Origin of the sequence: Pseudoxanthomonas winnipegensis (assembly GCF_030322905.1) — a bacterium.
GTDB lineage: Bacteria > Pseudomonadota > Gammaproteobacteria > Xanthomonadales > Xanthomonadaceae > Pseudoxanthomonas_A > Pseudoxanthomonas_A winnipegensis.
The window spans coordinates 3,773,613-3,790,086 of sequence record NZ_CP095475.1 but is presented as its reverse complement, the minus strand read 5'-3'; the positions used below and the strand labels follow the sequence as shown (position 1 = coordinate 3,790,086).

The following is a 16,474-nucleotide window of genomic DNA, read 5'->3' as shown; positions in this document are numbered from 1 at the left end:
CCTGCATGAAATCCCTGCTGCCCCTGACTGCCGCGCTGGCCCTCACCCTGGCCGCGTGCAAGCCGGCCGACACGCCGCAGCCCAGCACGCCGGCCGCCTCCGAGCCGGCCGCCTCCACGCCGGCGCAGGCCTCGCCGCCGCCCGCGACCGGCGAAGCGGACCCACAGGCCAACGTGCCGGCCACCTGGCAGGGCTATGGCGATCTGAAGCTGGGCAGCACCGCCGACGCCGCGCGCCAGGCCTGGGGCGGCGAGCTCAACAGCAGCACGCCCTCGGAGGGCGGCGCCTGCTATCAGCTCACGCCCAAGTGGGCCACCGACAAGGCCGACGTGGCCTTCATGATCGAGGGCGATCACTTCGTCCGTTACGACGTGACCACCTCCAAGGAAGTCGCGCCCGGCGGCGGCAAGGTCGGCATGGACGAGGCCGCGCTGCGCGCGCTGTACGGCGACAAGCTGCAGTCGATGCCGCACAAGTACGTCGAAGGCGGCAAGTACCTGAGCGTGGACGGACAGGGAGGGGCGAAGCTGGTCTTCGAGACCGGCGCCGACGGCGTGGTCACCAGCTGGCGCGTGGGCCTGCCGCCGCAGATCGACTACGTCGAGGGCTGCGCGTAACGCGGAGTGTGGGTGGGTGTGTCTGTGGGGGCCATTGTCCTCCCGATCGGGGCGCGCCCACCCTGTAGAGCGGAGCTTGCTCCGCTGCCTTTCGACCGGGTCATCGGGAAAGCCCGGCGGAGCGAGCCCCGCTGCCTTTCGACCCGGTCATCGGGAAAGCTCCAGCGGAGCAAGCTCCGCTCTACAGGTGGAGTTCCGCTCAGGCCTTGCGTGGGAACAGGTAGATCAAGGTCCCCACCACCATCGCCGCGCCGACCGCCAGCAGGTTGGCCAGGCTGGCGCTGCACAGCAGGCCCAGGGTGAGCAGCAGCGCCAGCACCGGGATCAGCGGGCCACCGGGCAGGCGCAGGGCGTTGGGGTTGTCGCGATGCCTGCGCGCCAGCACCAGCACCGCCGCCGCGGTGCCGATGTAGGCCAGCAGGCGGGTCACCATCGACAGCAGGGCGAGCTTCTCGAACGAGCCTGACAGCGCCAGCGCCACCGACAGCACACCCTGCACGATGATCGCCGCAGCCGGCGTGCGGAAGCGCGGATGCACGCCCGCCAGGAACTTCGGCCCGAAGCCGTCCTGCGCCAGCGCGAACAGGAAGCGCGGCCCCAGCATCACCGTGTTGCTGGTGGTACCCAGGATCGAGATCACCGCGCCCACGGTCAGCACCAGCGCCAGGCCCTCGCCGCCGAAGCGCGCGGCCGCATCGGCCAGCGGCGTGGCCGACTCGGCCAGGCCGGGCAGGGTGCCCATCGCCACCACCTGTACCGCGGCGTAGATCAGCGTCACCAGCGCGATCATGGTGATCAGGGCGAAGGGCACGTCGCGGCGCGGGTTGCGGAACTCGCCGGCGGCGGCCGGGATGTTCTCGAAGCCGGCGTAGGCGAACAGCAGCAGCAAGGCCGCCTGGCCCAGATTGGGCAGGTCGCGCAGGTCCGGCGCGGTGCCGGCGAAGGCCAGCGACCAGTCCATGTAGAACAGGCCGACGACCACGAACAGCAGCAGCGGCACCAGCTTGCCGATCACCAGCGCCACGCCGGTGCGCGCGGCCGAGCGCACGCCGATCACGTTGATCGCGGTCAGCAGGCCCAGCGAGCCGATCACCACCACCAGGCGGCCGGCGCCGCTGGCGGCCGCCGGCCAGAAGCGCGAGACCGCATCGGCCAGGCCGTTGCCCAGCGCCGCGGCCGAGCTGATGCGCGTGAGCCAGATCATCCAGCCGACCTGGAAACCCGCGTAGCGGCCGAAGGCCTCGCGGGCGTAGAGATAGCTGCCGCCCGGCTGGTCGAAATAGCTGGCCGCCTGCGCGTAGCACAGCACCAGCAGCGCCACCGCCACGCCGGCCAGCAGCACCGCCCACAGGCTCAGCGGCCCCATCAGCGCGACCGTGGCCGCGGGCAGCAGGTAGATGCCACTGCCGATGACGTCGTTGATCGACAGCCCGACGATCTGCCAGCGGCTGACCGCGCGGACCAGCGTGCCCTGCGCGGGCGTCGGCGCGGCGCTCACGGCTGCGTGTCCGCAGGCAGCGGCGGCAGCGACCAGGCGCGTTGCAGGCGCTGGTACTCGGGCCGGGGCAACAGCACGAACAGCGGCCGGCGCGCCGGATCCAGCCAGGCCTGCAGCGCTTCCATGCTGGCCGGGGCCATGGCCGTGCAGCCGGCGGTCGCCTCGCCGGGCTTGCGCCACAGGTGGGCGAAGATGCAGCTGCCCAAGCCCGGCGTGGCCTTGGCGTTGTGTTCGATCACGAAACCGCGGGCGTAGCGCGGATCGCCGTCGTTGTGCAGATCCAGCCGCATGTGCTCGCTGGCGCCCTTGACGGCCTGCGCGCCGACCTGGCGTTCGTCGACGATCCGGTTGTAGAGCGGCGAGTCCGGCACGTCCACGCACCAGCTCGAGGCCTGCATCTGCTGGTAGGCGAGCCTGGTGTCGACCGAGGGCACATAGCCGAAGGCCTCGCCGATGCCGTAGATCCCGGCCGGGCTGCGGCCATCGCCCTCGCGCTTGCGCGGGCCTTCGTGCTGGGCGGGGAACAGGCCTTCGCCCCAGGCGCTGCCCTGCTTGCCGATCGCCACGGCGAAGGCCGGCGCCGCCGGTTTCCAGCCCGCTCCATCGCGTTCGAAGGTCTGCAGCCGGCCCCGGGTGTCGTCCCAGTCGCCGGTGGTGACCACCACCAGCTGTTGCGCCTGGGACATCGCGGGCGGGGCGGTAGTGCCTTTGGCCAGGGCCGGCTGCGTGGTCAGGACCAGCAGCGTGCACAGCAGGAAGTGGGGCAAGCGCAGGGACATGGACGCTCCGCGGGGCAGGGGGTCAGGCGTCGAGCAGGTGCTGGACGCGCTCCAGGTTGACCGCCAGCTGGCGCTCGCGGTCGGGGTTGGTCTGGCACAGCAGCACGAACACGAAGTCCAGCAGGGACTGCAGCGAACAACGGTACAGCAGCTGGGCGATGTGCGGGGCCGGATCGTGCGCGGACACCACCAGCGCCGCATCGGCGTGCGCGCGCAGCGGGTTGGCGGTGTGCCGGGTGATGGACACCACCGCGCCGCCGGCGTCCTGGAACTGGCGCGAGATCTGCGACAGCTGCGGCACCTGGCCGAACTCGGACAGCAGGATCAGCACGTCGCCCGGCCGCGCGGCCGAGACGTTGGTCATCATCAGGATCGCATCGGCGTGATGCACGGTCAGCACGCCCAGCAGCGACAGGCGCATGGCGAACTCGCGCGCGAACAGCCCGTCGTCGCCCAGCCCGCATACGAACACCTTCTGCGCCTGGTCGATTCGCGCGACGATCTGCTCGATGCGCGCGCGCGGGTTGAGCAGGCGGGTCTCCTCCTCGGCGGCGGCCTTGCTGCGGCGCAGGCTGTCTTCCAGCCGGGTGTAGGCATCGCCGCCGTCTTCGGACGCGGTCGGATCCGCCGGCTGGCCGCCATTGCCGCGCGCGATGGCCTGGCCGACCGAGTACTTCAGATCCGGATAGCCGCGGAAGCCGAGCTTCTGGCTGAACTTCACCACCGAGGACTGGCTGATGCCCAGCGCGCTGGCCAGTTGCTGGGAGGAGTAGTCGCGCAGCAGATGGGCGTTGTCGAGGATGTAGTCGGCGATGCGCCGCTCGATGGCGGACATGCGCTCGCGTTCGGCGCGGATCTTGAGCAGGGGGGGCATCAGCCGGTGCTCCTGCACAGGTTGTTGCTGTTGCTGTTGCCGTGGTTTCTGCTTTTCCGGGCCCCCTCCGCAGCGGCGGGACCGGCGGGGAAACACCCGAAGGGCGCCGCGCATGGATGCGCGGCGTTCGCGGCAGGGGCAGGATGCCCCTTCCGCGAATCCCCGCCGGTCACGCGGACCCGGCGCGCGTAGCGCGGCGGGCGCGAGGACGGGGTGTGCTTTCTTTTGGTTACTTTTCTTTGCACAAGCAAAGAAAAGTGACTCGCGCCCGACAGGGCGAGAAACGCTTTGGCGGTTGCCCCTGCTTTGAACAGAAGCTGCAACACCAGCGCGCTCGCTCTCTCGATTGCAGTAAAGCGAACCGCGCAACCCTCAAACGCGTTCGTGTTCTCCTTGGCTCCATGCGGCACTCCTCCAACGCGGAGCAGCATGTAACAGCAAAGGCTTTCGCGCCCCTCCGGGGCACGACCTACCTTTCTTTGCTTGTGCAAAGAAAGGTAGGCCAAAGAAAGCACACCCCGTCCTCGCGCCCGCCGCGCCTGCGGCGCGCCGGGTCCGCGCTGCCGACGGGAATTTCCGGACGGGGCATCCTGCCCCGACCGGAAACGCCGCGCATCCATGCGCGGCGCCCCTGCGGGGTTTGACCCGTCGGCATCGCCGCTGCGGAAGGGGCCCGGAAAGGCGGAAGCAACAGCAACAGAAACGGCAACAGCAACAGCAACAGCGCTAGCAGGTGCCGCTGGAGCAGAAGTCCCCGTCGTCCCCGCGCACGCGGGGACCCAGTGACTTGCGTGCAGGAGAGGCAAAGGCGCTGGATCCCCGCCTTCGCGGGGATGACGGCCGCAAAGACGCGTGGCGTTCCGGAGAAGGCGCATGTGCCTCACGGCGCGAGCAGCTCCAGCCCCTGGATCTCGCGGATGCCCAAGCCCGGCGCATCCGGGATGCTGATCTCCGACTCGTCGAACAGCACCCCGCCCACCACCGGATTGAACTGGCCCAGCGAGGGCCCGTCCAGATCGATCTTGGTGATCACATTGGCCTTGGCCACCGCCAGATGCACCGCCGCGGCCACGCTGATCGAGGACTCGATCATGCAGCCGATCATGCAGTCCACCCCGTACAGCGCGGCGATGTCGGCGATGCGGATGGCGTTGGACAGCCCGCCGGTCTTCATCAGCTTGATGTTGATGATGTCGGCGGCGCGGCGCTGGATCAGGTCGAACACCTGCTGCGGCGCGAACACGCTCTCGTCGGCCATCACCGGCGTGTTGACCCGCTCGGTGACGTACTTGAGGCCGTCGATGTCGGCGGCCTTGACCGGCTGTTCGAGCAGTTCGAGCACCACGCCGGCGTCCTCGAGCTTGCCCATGGCATAGACCGCCTGCTTGGCGGTCCAGCCCTGGTTGGCGTCCAGGCGCAGCAGGGCGCGGCCCTCGACCGCGGCGTGGATCGCCTTGACCCGCTCGATGTCCAGGCCGATGTCCTTGCCGACCTTGATCTTCAGCGACTCGAAGCCGCGCTCCAGCGCGGACAGCGAGTCGGCCACCATCTTGTCGATGTAGTCCACGCTGATGGTGATGTCGGTGGTGATCACCGGATCGCCGCCGCCCAGCAGCTGGTACAGCGGCGCGCCGTAGCGCTGCGCCCACAGGTCGTAGAGGGCGATCTCCACCGCGGCCTTGGCGCTGGTGTTGCGCTCCATCGCGGACTGCACCAGGGCGGTCAGATGATTGAGGTTGGCGATGTCCTGGCCGATCAGGCGCGGGGCGATGAAATGGCGGATGGCCTCGATGATCGAGCCATGCGTGTCGCCGGTGATCACCGCCGTGGCGGCGGCCTCGCCGTGGCCGGTGTGGCCGCTGTCGGTGCGGATCAGCACGATCACGTCTTCGACCGTGTCCACGGTGCGCAGCGCGGTCTTGAACGGGGTCTTCAACGGCACGCGCAGCATGCCCAACTCGATGTGGGTGATCTTCATTCTTGGGTTTTCGGGCGGATGCGCTGGATGTTGGTGATGCGGTCGACGTAGCTGGCGGTGTCGCTGGCCAGCATCGGTTCGAGCGGGGTGACCGACACGCCGTTGAGGTGGCCGGCCACGCGCTTGCCGTCGGCGCCGGCCCAGCCGCCGCCGGCGGTGTCGTGGATGACGTAGGTCAGGCCGTTGGCGTGGCCCAGCACCACCATGACGTGCCCCGGGATGTAGACCAGGTCGCCGAGCGCGAGTTGCCCAACCGCGGTCAGGCGCTTGGCGTCGGGGTCATCGGGGGCGAAGGCGATGCGATCCAGCGCCGGGCTGACCGCCTGCTGCGAGGTATTGCGCGGCAGCAGCACGCCGAAGCTGCGGTAGACCTCGGAGGTGAAGCCGCTGCAGTCGCGCGCATCGTAGGAATGGCCCCAGCCGTAGCGCTCGCCCAGGAACTTGAAGGCCTGGGTGATGAAGTCGCGCGGGGTCAGCGGCAGGTAGTCGGCCGCCGTGTCGGCCGTGCGCGGCAGCAGCGCCGGCACCAGCGCCAGCGAGCCGTCGGCGTTGCGGATCGGCAGCTGGATCACCCAGGCGGTGTAGGGCAGCTGGCCGTTGACCGGCTGGGTCGGCGCCCAGTCGGCCAGCACCGGCACGCGCACGCCCATGTCCAGCTGCAGCTGCGAGACCTGCGGCTGCTCGGGCGTGAACACCGTGGTAGCGGTGGCGCCGGTAACCACGCGATACGGCCCGCGCGCGCCGTAGTCGAACACCTGCTGGGCGCTGCCCAGGCCGACCAAGCGCTTCTCGATCCAGGCGCTATAGCGCTCGGAGGCGACGAACAGCCACTGCCCGTCGCGGCTCTCGTGCAACACGGCCACCGCATCGCCGGGGAACAGCGCGCTTTCCTGGAAGCGGTCGATGTCGTGGTCGTCCACGCTGCTGAAGACGCGCCGCGCGGTCGGGAAGGTGCGCAGGTCGGCGCGATGGGTGACCAGGCCGTAGCGCAGCGGCGTGGCGGCGGGCACGGCGTCCAGCGCCAGGCTGGCCTGCAGCGCGTCCAGGGCGGCGGCATCCAGCGCCTGGCCGTCGAGGCCGTAGAGCGTGCGCGTGGGCCGCGCCGACAGCGCCTGGATCGCCTCGACCACCTGCGCCCTGGGCAGCTGCGCGGGCAGGGCGCGCAGGTCGTGGATGGCCGGGTCGTCGCGGCGCATGCGCGCGTTCTGCGCGGCGATGCCGGCGCGGTCCAGCAGCACGCGGTCGGGCTGCCGCTGCCGGGCGATCCAGTAGGCGGCGGTGAGCTTGGGCGGATCGACGCCGACCACGCCGGTGACCGGGTCGATGGCGACCTGCGGCACCGGCACGCGCGCGGCCAGCGAGCCGATGGCCAGCAGCGACAGCAGGGCGCAGCAGGCGGCCGCGCGCAGGGCGTGGGCCGGGGAAGGCGGGCGCGTCATGGGGTGTCGCTCCGGAATCGATGAAGAAAAATAATTATTCCTCGTGATCTGAAATGCAAGAATAAATTATTGACCAGGCGCAGCCTGCGTGCTAATCGTGTCGTCCTCCGCCGCTGCCCGACGACCGCCTCGACGTGGACGCCTCGACCTGCCCCGGTTCTTCCTCCGCCACTCGCCTGGCGCGCAGCGCCCTGCTGTGCCTGGTCCTGGCGACCGCGCCGCTGGGCGCGCGCCCGGCCGCGCCCCCTGCGATGGTGCCCGAAGTGATCGCGCAGGTGGACCGCGGCCAGTTCCGGCAGGCGCAGGCCGGCATCGATCAGGCCCTGGCCGACGCCACGCTGGACGCGGCCACGCGCCAGGCCCTGCTCGACCAGCGCGAGCGGATGCGCCGCATCCGCCTGGATTTCAGCCTGGACCGCGCCGCGGCCTTCGCCAGGGTGCAGCAGGCGATCCCCGACCTGCGCCAGGACGAGTTCGACGCCTGGGACGCGCAGGGCCTGATCGAGCACATGGACATCGACGGGCAGCGCTGGTGGTTCAAGCGCGCCCCGTCCAACCTGTTCCTGCTGAGCAGCCAGGCCGTGGCGCGCCGCGCGCAGCCGCGCGCGCCCTCCGACGGCCCCAACGAGCGCCTCAACGACCACCACCGCGAAGTGCTGCGCGAGGCCAAGGCCAGCGGCCGCACCAGCGTGGCGCCGCGCCGCATCGAGGTGACCCAGTCCCTGACGGTCAAGGCCGATGCGGTGCCCGATGGCGAAACCATCCGCGCGTGGATTCCCTATCCGCGCGCCATCCCCGGCCAGCAGGAAGACATCGTGTTCCTGGACAGCACGCCGGCCGGCGCGCGCGTGGCCGGGACCGAGGCGCCGCAGCGCACCGCCTACCTGGAGGCCACCGCGCGCAAGGGCCAGCCCACGCGCTTCGCCGTGCACTACGCGGTGACCGTGTATGCGCGCCACTTCGCCATCGATCCGGCCAAGGTGATGGCCACCCCAAGCGACCCTGCGCTGAAGCCGTTCCTGGCCGAGCGTCCGCCGCATGTGGTGTTCACCCCGCAGCTGCGCGCGTTCTCCAGGCAGGTGGTGGGCGATGAGACCAACCCGTACCGCATCGCGCGCAAGCTGTTCGCCGCGGTGGACAAGATCCCGTGGGCCGGGGCGCGCGAGTACTCGACCATCAGCAACATCTCCGACTACGCCCTGCACGCCGGTCACGCCGACTGCGGCCAGCAGACCCTGCTGCTGATCGCGCTGCTGCGCATGAACGGCATCCCCGCGCGCTGGCAGAGCGGCTGGGTGTTCTCCGACGACGCGGTGGGCTACGACAACATCCACGACTGGGGCTGGCTGTACCTGGCGCCCTATGGCTGGGTGCCGATGGACGTGACCACCGGGGCGCTGGACAGCGCCGACCCGGCCGAGCGCGACTTCTACTTCGGCGGGCTCGACGCCTACCGCATGGCCTTCAACGACGACTGGTCGGTGGGCTTCGCCCAGCCCAAGGCGGCGTGGCGCTCGGACGATGTGGACTCGCAGCGCGGCGAGGCCGAGTGGCGCGGCGGCAACCTCTACTACGACCAGTGGACCTACGACTTCAAGTGGCATGTGGCGCCGCTCACGCGGGCGCCCTGACCCCTTTCGATCTTCCCCACCATTTCACCTGAAGGAGAGAGCAGGATGAAAGCCAAGCAGTACAAGCGCGTCGCGTTGTGTGTGGCCCTGGGCGCGTGCCTGGGCGCGATGGCGCCGGCCATGGCGCAGAGCACGACCGGCGCCATCGCCGGCCGCGCCGCCGTCGGCGACACGATCACGCTCACGCACCAGGCCACCGGCCTGACGCGCACGGTCACCGTCGGCAGCGATGGCCAGTACCGCCTGGCGCAGCTGCCGGTGGGCGAGTACCGCCTGGTGGTCGAACACGCCGGTGGCGGCGCCGGCGCGCCGCTGGAGGTCAGCGTGCCGCTGGGCGGCACCACCACGGTCAACCTGGGCGATGCCGGCGCGGTCACGCTCGATGGCGTGCGCGTGGTCGGCGCCAAGGTGATCAACCAGGTCGATGTCCATTCCACCGAGACCTCGTTCAACATCAGCCGCCAGGAGCTCTCGCGCCTGCCGGTGGACCAGAACCTCAGCGCGGTGGCGCTGCTGGCGCCGGGCGTGGTGTCCTCGGGCGCGACCTTCGGCGGGCTGACCTTCGGCGGTTCGTCGGTGGCCGAGAACGCGGTCTACATCAACGGCCTGGACGTGACCGATCCGTATCGGCGCCAGGGCTTCTCCTCGGTGCCGTTCGGCTTCTTCCAGGAAGTGCAGGTCAAGACCGGCGGCTACTCGGCCGAGTTCGGCCGCAGCACCGGCGGCGTCATCAATGCGGTGACCCGCTCGGGCGACAACACCTTCCGCGCCGGCGTGGAGTTCACCGCCGAGCCCTCGGCCTGGGCCGCGTCCAAGAAGGACCACTTCCATCACGACGGCACCCTGGACGAACGCGACCGCACCAGCCGCGATGCCAGTTCGTTCTACAAGACCAATGTCTGGGCCTCCGGCCCGCTGATCCGCGACAAGCTGTTCTTCTTCGGCATGTACGAGATCCGCGACAGCCAGCCGCGCGACATCGACACCACCCAGGCCTTCTACACCAAGGGCGACAACGACTTCTGGGGCGGCAAGCTGGACTGGCACATCACCGACGACCACCTGCTGGAACTGCTGGCCTTCTCCGACAAGGCCGACACGGTCACCGACGCCTATGGCTACGACTGGGACAGCGGCACGCGCGGGGCGTGGGTGGGCAGCAGCAATGCGGCCACCGGCGGCAACAACTGGTCGCTGACCTATACCGGCCACTTCGGCGACAACTTCGTGGCCAAGGCCCTGTACGGCGTGAACAAGCGCAGCGAGGACAGCGGCAGCCCGCTGGATGCGGCGTGCAGCATCGTCACGCGTTCGGGCAGCTATACCGCCGCCTTCGGGCCCAGGACCACGCAGGAAGGCTGCCACCCGAGCAATTCCAGCGTCAACAGCCGCGAGGACGAGCGCAAGGCGGCGCGCCTGGACTTCGAGTGGACCCTGGGCGATCACCTGCTGCGCTTCGGCGCCGACCAGGAAATCATGGATTCCACCAGCGCCCGGGTCTATCCGGGCGATGGCCGCAGCTATCAGGTGCAGGCGACCACGCCGGGCAGCGTGCTGCCGGGTGGCGGGGTGGTGCCGGCCGGCGTCAACGCCATCGTCGATGCGCGCTACTACGTCACCGGCGCGCCGGTGCGGGCCAAGGCGCAGGCGATCTACGTGGAGGACAACTGGAACGTCACGCCCAACATCCTGCTCAATCTGGGCGTGCGCGCGGACAAGTTCGAGAACACGCTGCTGGCCTCGGGCGCGACCTTCGCCAAAGCCGACTTCTCCGACATGGTGTCCCCGCGCGTGGGCTTCAGCTGGGACATGCGTGGCGACGGCACGACCAAGCTGTTCGGCAACGCGGGCCGCTACTACATCCCGCTGACCAACAAGCTCACCGACTACTTCGGCGGCGGCACCACCGACGAGCACACCTACTACGCGCTCAACGGCTGGTCCGAGCAGCGCCACCCGGTCACCGGCGCTCCCTACCTGCTGCCCAACCTCGGCGCGCAGATCGGCCCGGTCAATACCGACGGCAACGCGCCGGCGCCCAGCGACCTGCGCACCACGGTGGCCAAAAACATCAAGCAGGTCTACCAGGACGAATACATCCTGGGCTTCCAGCAGGCCATCAGCGAGGCCTGGTCCTATGGCGTCAACCTGACCTATCGCAAGATGACCCGCGCGGTCGAGGACGCGCGCATCAACCATGTCGAGGGCTGCCCCTGGTATTCGGGCGACTGGCCGATCATCAACCCGGGCGAGAAAACCACGCTGTGGTGCCCGACCACCGAGGACTGGGTGACTTTCGACTCGTCGAAGGACGGCTACAAGGCCGGCGGCAGCGGCGCGATCATGGGCTACAAGAAGCCGCGGCGCACCTACAAGGCGGCCGAGTTCCAGATCGACCGCGCCTGGGACGACAAGTGGTTCTTCAACGCCAGCTACATCTATGCGCGCAGCGAGGGCAACATCGAGGGCCCGGTGAACTCGGACACCGGCTACAACGACACCAACCTGGTGCAGTACTACGACCATCCGGCGGTCAACGAACGCTACGGCGTGCTGTTCAACGACTACCGCCACCAGATCAAGCTGCGCGGCGGCTTCAAGCTCAACGACATGTGGAGCTTCGGCGCGACGCTGGCGGCGCACTCGGGTGGGCCGATCACCGCCTTCGGCGTGGTCTGGCCCAACGACAGCCGCGCGGCCGGCGGCCCCGGCGAGTACAGCGGCGGCGGCTCGGGCTGGCTGTGCACGGCCAACTGCGGCGACTGGCGCACGCGCCAGCTGGTGTACACCGAGCGCGGCGCGTTCGGCCGCATGCCCTGGGTCTACAACCTGGGTGCCAACGTGACCTGGACCCTGCCGGTGGAGGGCATCGACCTGAAGGCGCGGCTGTCGGTGTACAACCTGCTCAACCGGCAGACGGTGATCAACGTGCATTCGCGCTACGAGAGCGCACCGGGCACGCCGATGCCGTATTTTGGCGAGGGCACGGTCTGGCAGGAGCCGCGCTGGACGCAGTTGGTGGTGACCTGGAACTTCTGACGGCAGGTGCGCGGGCGGCCCGTCGCGCACGGGCCGTCCATCGCGACGGGAACGGCATGTTCAAGCACACAGGCAAGGCGCTGGCCCTGGCAGGGCTGCTGCTCGCATCGGGACCCTCGGCGGCGGCCGATGCGCCGGCGCAGGCGTCCTTCGACACGCTGTTCGACCAGGCCATGGCGCGCTACCGGCTGCCCGGTCTGGCGGTGGGCGTGGTCGAGGACGGCAAGGTGGTCTACCTGCGCACGGCGGGCGAGACGCGTGCCGGCAGCGGCGAGAAGATCGACGCCGACACGCTGTTCAAGATCGCCTCCAACACTAAGGCCATGACCACCGGCGTGCTGGCGCGGCTGGTGGACCAGGGCAAGCTGAAGTGGGACGACCCGGTCACCCAGTACCTGCCGCAGTTCCGCATGGCCGATCCCTGGGTCACGCGCAACTTCCAGGTGCGCGACCTGCTGATCCATAACAGCGGGCTGGGGCTGGGGGCGGGCGATCTGATGCTGTGGCCCGAGCCCAACGACTTCACCCGCGCCGACATCATCGCCGGGCTGGCCTATCTGAGGCCCACGCACAGCTTCCGCGCGCACTACGCCTACGACAACCTGATGTACGTGGTCGCCGGCGAAGTGGCGGCCAAGGCCGGCGGCAAGCCCTACGACCAGCTGGTGCGGCAGGAGCTGTTCGGCCCGCTGGGCATGACCCGCTGCCAGGTCGGCGCGTTCGAGCGCGATGCGGTGGGCAACCTGGCCCAGCCGCACATGGTCCAGGACGGGCGCAACGTGGTGGTGCGCGCCGATGGCCCGACCATTCCGGACAACCCGTCCATGTCCGCCGGCGGCATCCGCTGCAGCGTGCGCGATCTGACCACCTGGATCGCGATGTGGCTGGCGCCCGATGCGGCCCATCCCTGGCTCTCGGCCCAGCAGCGCACCGCGCTGTGGACGCTGCATACGCCGATGCCGATCGGGACGCAGCTGCGCGACTGGGACGGCACCCATCTGTACGGCTATGGCTACGGCTGGCGGCTCTCGGACGTGGACGGCCAGTGGCGCGTGGCGCATACCGGCACGCTGATGGGCATGTATTCCTCGGTGACGCTGCTGCCGGACCGCAAGGTCGGCTTCGTGGTGCTGATCAACGGCGACGGCGAGGCCGCGCGCACCACGCTGACCGAGGCGCTGACCAAGCACTACACCCGCCCCGGCACGGGGCTGGATGTCGATCACTACGCGGGCCTGCTGGAACAGGCGCGCGCCAAGGCGGCCGCGAACGCCACGCACCCGCAGGTGCCGGACACCTCGGACCGCAAGCCCGCCACGGCGGCGCAGTTCGCGCGCTGGCAGGGCGTGTACCGCGATCCGTGGTTCGGCCAGGTGAGCCTGTGCCCGCAGGGCCAGGGCGTCGCGTTCCGCGCCGCACGCTCGCCGCTGATGCGCGGGCCGGTGCTGGTCTCGCACGGGCGCTGGCTGGTGGACTGGGACGATGCCAGCGTCGATGCCGAGCCGTGGCTGGACTTCGCCCAGGCCGACGGCAAGACCACGCTGACGCTGAAGTCAATCGACCCGGACGCCGATTTCAGCTACGACTATCAGGACCTGCACTTCCAGCGCGTGGCCGCGTGCCCGATGCAGCGGGGCGCAGCCGATCCATGAACCAGGGCCCGTCGATGCATTCCATTCCGAACCTGCCACTGCGCGCGGCCATGCTGCTGCTGGCCGCGCTGCTGCTGTCGGCCTGCGCCGGCCTGCCGCCGAAGAATCCGCTGGCGCAGTGGGAGCCCTCGCCGAATCAGAATGCGCGCGGGCCGATCCTGATCGTCATCCACTTCACCAGCGAGGACTCGGTCGCCGAGAGCCTGAAGACCCTCAAGACCGCCAACAGCGCAGGTCCGGTCAGTGCGCACTATCTGATCGGCGCCGACGGCAAGCGCTACCAGCTGGTCAGCGACGGCCGCCGTGCCTGGCATGCCGGCGCGGGCCACTGGGGCACGATCAACGACGTCAACTCCGCCTCGATCGGCATCGAGCTGGACAACGATGGCCACTCGCCCTTCGCCAATGCGCAGATCGACAGCCTGCTGCTGTTGCTGGACGACCTGTGCCGGCGCCACCACATCCCGCGCACGGCGATCATCGGCCACGAGGACATGGCGCCAGGTCGCAAGGTCGATCCGGGTCCGCTGTTCCCGTGGAAGCGGCTGGCGCAGGCCGGCTTCGGCGTGTGGCCGCGCGCCGATGCGCCGCCGGCGCCGGCCGGCTTCGACCCGTGGCTGGCGATGGCCACGCTGGGCTATCCGCTGGACAACCGCGGCGACGCGGTGCAGTCCTTCCGCCATCATTTCCGCGGCCTGGAGGGGCGCACTTTCGATGAGGAAGACCTGCGCATCCTGCATGACCTGACCCTGCCGCCTCCGGCGAAGGACGCGCAGGAGGATGCGCCGTGAGGCGTGTTATCCCCTTCCTGCTGGCGCTGGCCGCCTCCAGCGCGGCGCATGCCGCCGAGCCGGTGCGCACCTCGCCGGCCACCACCGCCGCGCAGGCCGGGCTGGTCGATGTGACCACGCTGGCGCCGGACGTGCGGCGCGACATCCGCTACGCCGGTGCGCACAACTTCACCGGCAAGCCGGTGGATGGCTACGAGGCGCCCAAGTGTCTGCTGCTGGCGCCGGTGGCACAGGCGCTGGCGCAGGTGCAGGCCGACCTGCGCGCGCAGGGCCTGGGCCTGAAGCTGTTCGACTGCTATCGCCCGGTGCGCGCGGTGCAGGCCTTCATGCGCTGGGCCGCCGATCTGCCCGACCAGACGATGAAGGCCGAGTTCTACCCGGCGCTGGACAAGACCCGGATCATCCCCGATGGCTACGTGGCCGAGGTCTCCGGCCACAGCCGCGGCGCGACGGTGGACCTGACCCTGGTGCGCTGCCAGGCCGGTGCCTGCACCGAGCTGGACATGGGCACGCCGTTCGACTTCTTCGATCCGCGCGCGCATACCGATGCGCCGGGCCTGAGCGAGGCGCAGCGCGCCAACCGCACACGTCTGGTCGAGGCGATGGCGCGGCGCGGCTTCGCCAACTATCCCGGCGAGTGGTGGCATTACACCTTCAAGCCGGAGCCCTCGCCCGACGTGCAGTTCGACGTGCCGGTGCGCTGACTTGTCCGAGCAGCTGTCTGTCGGATGTAGAGCGGAGCTTGCTCCGCTGCTCTTCGGCCGGATCAATCGGGAAAGCCCCAGCGGAGCAAGCTCCGCTCTACAGGTGGTAGCCGCCCGTGTGGCCTTTTCGGCCAATGGCGGCGATGGGCTCTCCGGGAAGGCCCCATCGCCGCCATGGCGGCTCCCACCTTACTTCGACCGGCCTGCGCGGCCGCTGGAATCGCTTCATGTCTGAGACCCACACCGCCCTGATCCAGTCCGACATCGTGCTGTTCGGCCTGATCGCCGCCACGCTGGCGTTCGTGTTCTGGACCGCCTCGCTCAAGGGCTTCTGGCAGAAGTTCTACGGCATCGTGCCGCCGCTGCTGCTGTGCTATTTCATCCCTGGCCTCTTCAACTCGCTCGGCGTGATCGACGGCGCCGGCAGCCAGCTCTACAACCCGGTCGCCAGCCGCGTGCTGCTGCCGGCCGCGCTGGTGCTGCTGACCCTGACCATCGACCTCAAGGCGGTCATGGGGCTGGGCTGGAAGCTGCTGGCGATGTACTTCGGCTCGTCCTTCAGCATCATGCTCGGCGCGTTCTTCGCCTTCTGGGTGATGCAGCACGCGCATCCGGCGACCACCGCCGGCGACACCTGGGGCGGCATGGCGGCGCTGGCCGGCAGCTGGATCGGCGGCGGCGCCAACATGGTCGCGATGAAGGAGATCTTCCAGGTCGACGAGACCACCTTCGGCCAGTTCGTGGTGCTCGATGTCGGCGTGGGCTATGTGTGGATGGCGGTGCTGATCTTCCTGGCCGGGCGCGCCAAGGCCATCGATGCGCGCTCGGGCGCCGACACCTCGGCCATCGACGCGCTCAAGGCGCGCCTGGCCGACTACAGCGCCCAGCACGCGCGCATCCCCACGCTGACCGACTACATGCTGATCATCGGCCTGGCCTTCGGCGTGGTCGGCCTGGCGCACGCGGTGTCGCCGCCGCTGGCGGGACTGTTCGCGCCGTATCCGTGGGCGCATGCGGCCAGCCTGGATTCGCCGTATGTGTGGGTGGTGCTGCTGGCCACCTTCGCCGGGCTGGCGTTGAGCTTCACCCGCGCGCGCCAGCTCGACGGCGCCGGCGCCTCGAAGATCGGCACGCTGCTGCTGTACGTGCTGATCGCCTGCATCGGCATGCAGATGGACATCGCCGCGCTGCTGGGCCGGCCCTGGCTGTTCGTGCTGGGCGTGCTGTGGATCGCCGTGCACATCGTGCTGCTGTGGCTGCTGGGCCGGCTGCTGAAGGTGCCGTTCTTCTACTTCGCCATCGGCTCGCAGAGCAATATCGGCGGGCCGGCCTCGGCGCCGGTGGTGGCGGCGGTGTTCCATCCGGCGCTGGCCCCGGTCGGCGCGCTGCTGGGCACGCTGGGCTATGCCACCGGCACGGTGCTGGCCTATCTGGTCGGCATCGGCCTGCGCGCGATGGCCGGCGCGGGCTGA

General features: G+C 69.8%; 12 protein-coding genes. 7 read left to right on the top strand and 5 right to left on the bottom strand.

Annotation, left to right across the window (positions count from 1 at the left end):
• Window positions 1-5 precede the first annotated feature (5 nt).
• A complete protein-coding gene (locus MWN52_RS16665) occupies window positions 6-617 on the top strand; it encodes a lectin (RefSeq protein ID WP_130535772.1) in 612 nt (203 codons plus the stop codon).
• Window positions 618-816: 199 nt separating this feature from the next.
• Here the strand turns inward: MWN52_RS16665 and MWN52_RS16660 are convergent, their stop codons facing one another.
• The 5 genes from MWN52_RS16660 to MWN52_RS16640 form a co-directional block, all read right to left on the bottom strand.
• Window positions 817-2,115: an APC family permease gene (locus MWN52_RS16660; RefSeq protein ID WP_286575585.1), complete on the bottom strand. Its 1,299-nt coding sequence runs from the start codon at window positions 2,113-2,115 to the stop codon at window positions 817-819.
• Window positions 2,112-2,894, bottom strand: a complete 783-nt coding sequence (locus MWN52_RS16655) for a L,D-transpeptidase family protein (protein WP_286575584.1) — start codon at window positions 2,892-2,894, stop codon at window positions 2,112-2,114. Before MWN52_RS16655 ends, MWN52_RS16660 begins: the two co-directional genes overlap by 4 nt.
• 22 nt (window positions 2,895-2,916) lie before the next feature.
• The gene (locus MWN52_RS16650) at window positions 2,917-3,768 is read right to left on the bottom strand and encodes a MurR/RpiR family transcriptional regulator (RefSeq protein ID WP_130525050.1); all 852 of its coding nucleotides are present in this window, start codon (window positions 3,766-3,768) and stop codon (window positions 2,917-2,919) included.
• An 880-nt stretch (window positions 3,769-4,648) separates the two neighbouring features.
• The gene (locus tag MWN52_RS16645) at window positions 4,649-5,746 is read right to left on the bottom strand and encodes a dipeptide epimerase (RefSeq protein WP_130516383.1); all 1,098 of its coding nucleotides are present in this window, start codon (window positions 5,744-5,746) and stop codon (window positions 4,649-4,651) included.
• Window positions 5,743-7,185 (bottom strand): C40 family peptidase, encoded by a 1,443-nt coding sequence (locus MWN52_RS16640; RefSeq protein ID WP_286575583.1) that lies wholly within the window; start codon window positions 7,183-7,185, stop codon window positions 5,743-5,745. Before MWN52_RS16640 ends, MWN52_RS16645 begins: the two co-directional genes overlap by 4 nt.
• A gap of 251 nt (window positions 7,186-7,436) precedes the next feature.
• On the opposite strand from MWN52_RS16640, the gene MWN52_RS16635 reads away from it, so the two are divergent.
• The 6 genes from MWN52_RS16635 to MWN52_RS16610 all read left to right on the top strand — a co-directional run bounded on the left by MWN52_RS16635 (window position 7,437) and on the right by MWN52_RS16610 (window position 16,474).
• A complete protein-coding gene (locus tag MWN52_RS16635) occupies window positions 7,437-8,816 on the top strand; it encodes a transglutaminase-like domain-containing protein (protein WP_286577775.1) in 1,380 nt (459 codons plus the stop codon).
• Between the two features lie 45 nt (window positions 8,817-8,861).
• Window positions 8,862-11,855 carry a TonB-dependent receptor gene (locus MWN52_RS16630; protein ID WP_286575582.1) on the top strand — a complete coding sequence of 998 codons (2,994 nt, stop codon included), beginning with the start codon at window positions 8,862-8,864 and terminating at the stop codon, window positions 11,853-11,855.
• 56 nt (window positions 11,856-11,911) lie between these two features.
• Window positions 11,912-13,507 (top strand): serine hydrolase domain-containing protein, encoded by a 1,596-nt coding sequence (locus MWN52_RS16625; RefSeq protein ID WP_286575581.1) that lies wholly within the window; start codon window positions 11,912-11,914, stop codon window positions 13,505-13,507.
• A gap of 14 nt (window positions 13,508-13,521) precedes the next feature.
• Complete coding sequence (locus tag MWN52_RS16620; RefSeq protein ID WP_286575580.1) at window positions 13,522-14,298, top strand: N-acetylmuramoyl-L-alanine amidase; 777 nt, start codon at window positions 13,522-13,524, stop codon at window positions 14,296-14,298.
• Window positions 14,295-15,002 (top strand): M15 family metallopeptidase, encoded by a 708-nt coding sequence (locus MWN52_RS16615; protein ID WP_286575579.1) that lies wholly within the window; start codon window positions 14,295-14,297, stop codon window positions 15,000-15,002. The genes MWN52_RS16620 and MWN52_RS16615 overlap by 4 nt, the downstream gene beginning before the upstream one ends.
• A gap of 227 nt (window positions 15,003-15,229) precedes the next feature.
• On the top strand, window positions 15,230-16,474 hold the full coding sequence (locus MWN52_RS16610; protein WP_286575578.1) for a DUF819 family protein: 1,245 nt from the start codon (window positions 15,230-15,232) through the stop codon (window positions 16,472-16,474).

What these genes read in the sequence shown, in the direction of transcription:
- MWN52_RS16630 (WP_286575582.1), top strand. Translation starts at nt 8,862, where the DNA reads ATGAAAGCCAAGCAGTACAAGCGCGTCGCGTTGTGTGTGGCCCTGGGC.
- MWN52_RS16655 (WP_286575584.1), bottom strand. Translation starts at nt 2,894, where the DNA reads ATGTCCCTGCGCTTGCCCCACTTCCTGCTGTGCACGCTGCTGGTCCTG.
- MWN52_RS16665 (WP_130535772.1), top strand. Translation starts at nt 6, where the DNA reads ATGAAATCCCTGCTGCCCCTGACTGCCGCGCTGGCCCTCACCCTGGCC.
- MWN52_RS16635 (WP_286577775.1), top strand. Translation starts at nt 7,437, where the DNA reads ATGGTGCCCGAAGTGATCGCGCAGGTGGACCGCGGCCAGTTCCGGCAG.
- MWN52_RS16620 (WP_286575580.1), top strand. Translation starts at nt 13,522, where the DNA reads ATGCATTCCATTCCGAACCTGCCACTGCGCGCGGCCATGCTGCTGCTG.
- MWN52_RS16625 (WP_286575581.1), top strand. Translation starts at nt 11,912, where the DNA reads ATGTTCAAGCACACAGGCAAGGCGCTGGCCCTGGCAGGGCTGCTGCTC.
- MWN52_RS16650 (WP_130525050.1), bottom strand. Translation starts at nt 3,768, where the DNA reads ATGCCCCCCCTGCTCAAGATCCGCGCCGAACGCGAGCGCATGTCCGCC.
- MWN52_RS16640 (WP_286575583.1), bottom strand. Translation starts at nt 7,185, where the DNA reads ATGACGCGCCCGCCTTCCCCGGCCCACGCCCTGCGCGCGGCCGCCTGC.
- MWN52_RS16610 (WP_286575578.1), top strand. Translation starts at nt 15,230, where the DNA reads ATGTCTGAGACCCACACCGCCCTGATCCAGTCCGACATCGTGCTGTTC.
- MWN52_RS16645 (WP_130516383.1), bottom strand. Translation starts at nt 5,746, where the DNA reads ATGAAGATCACCCACATCGAGTTGGGCATGCTGCGCGTGCCGTTGAAG.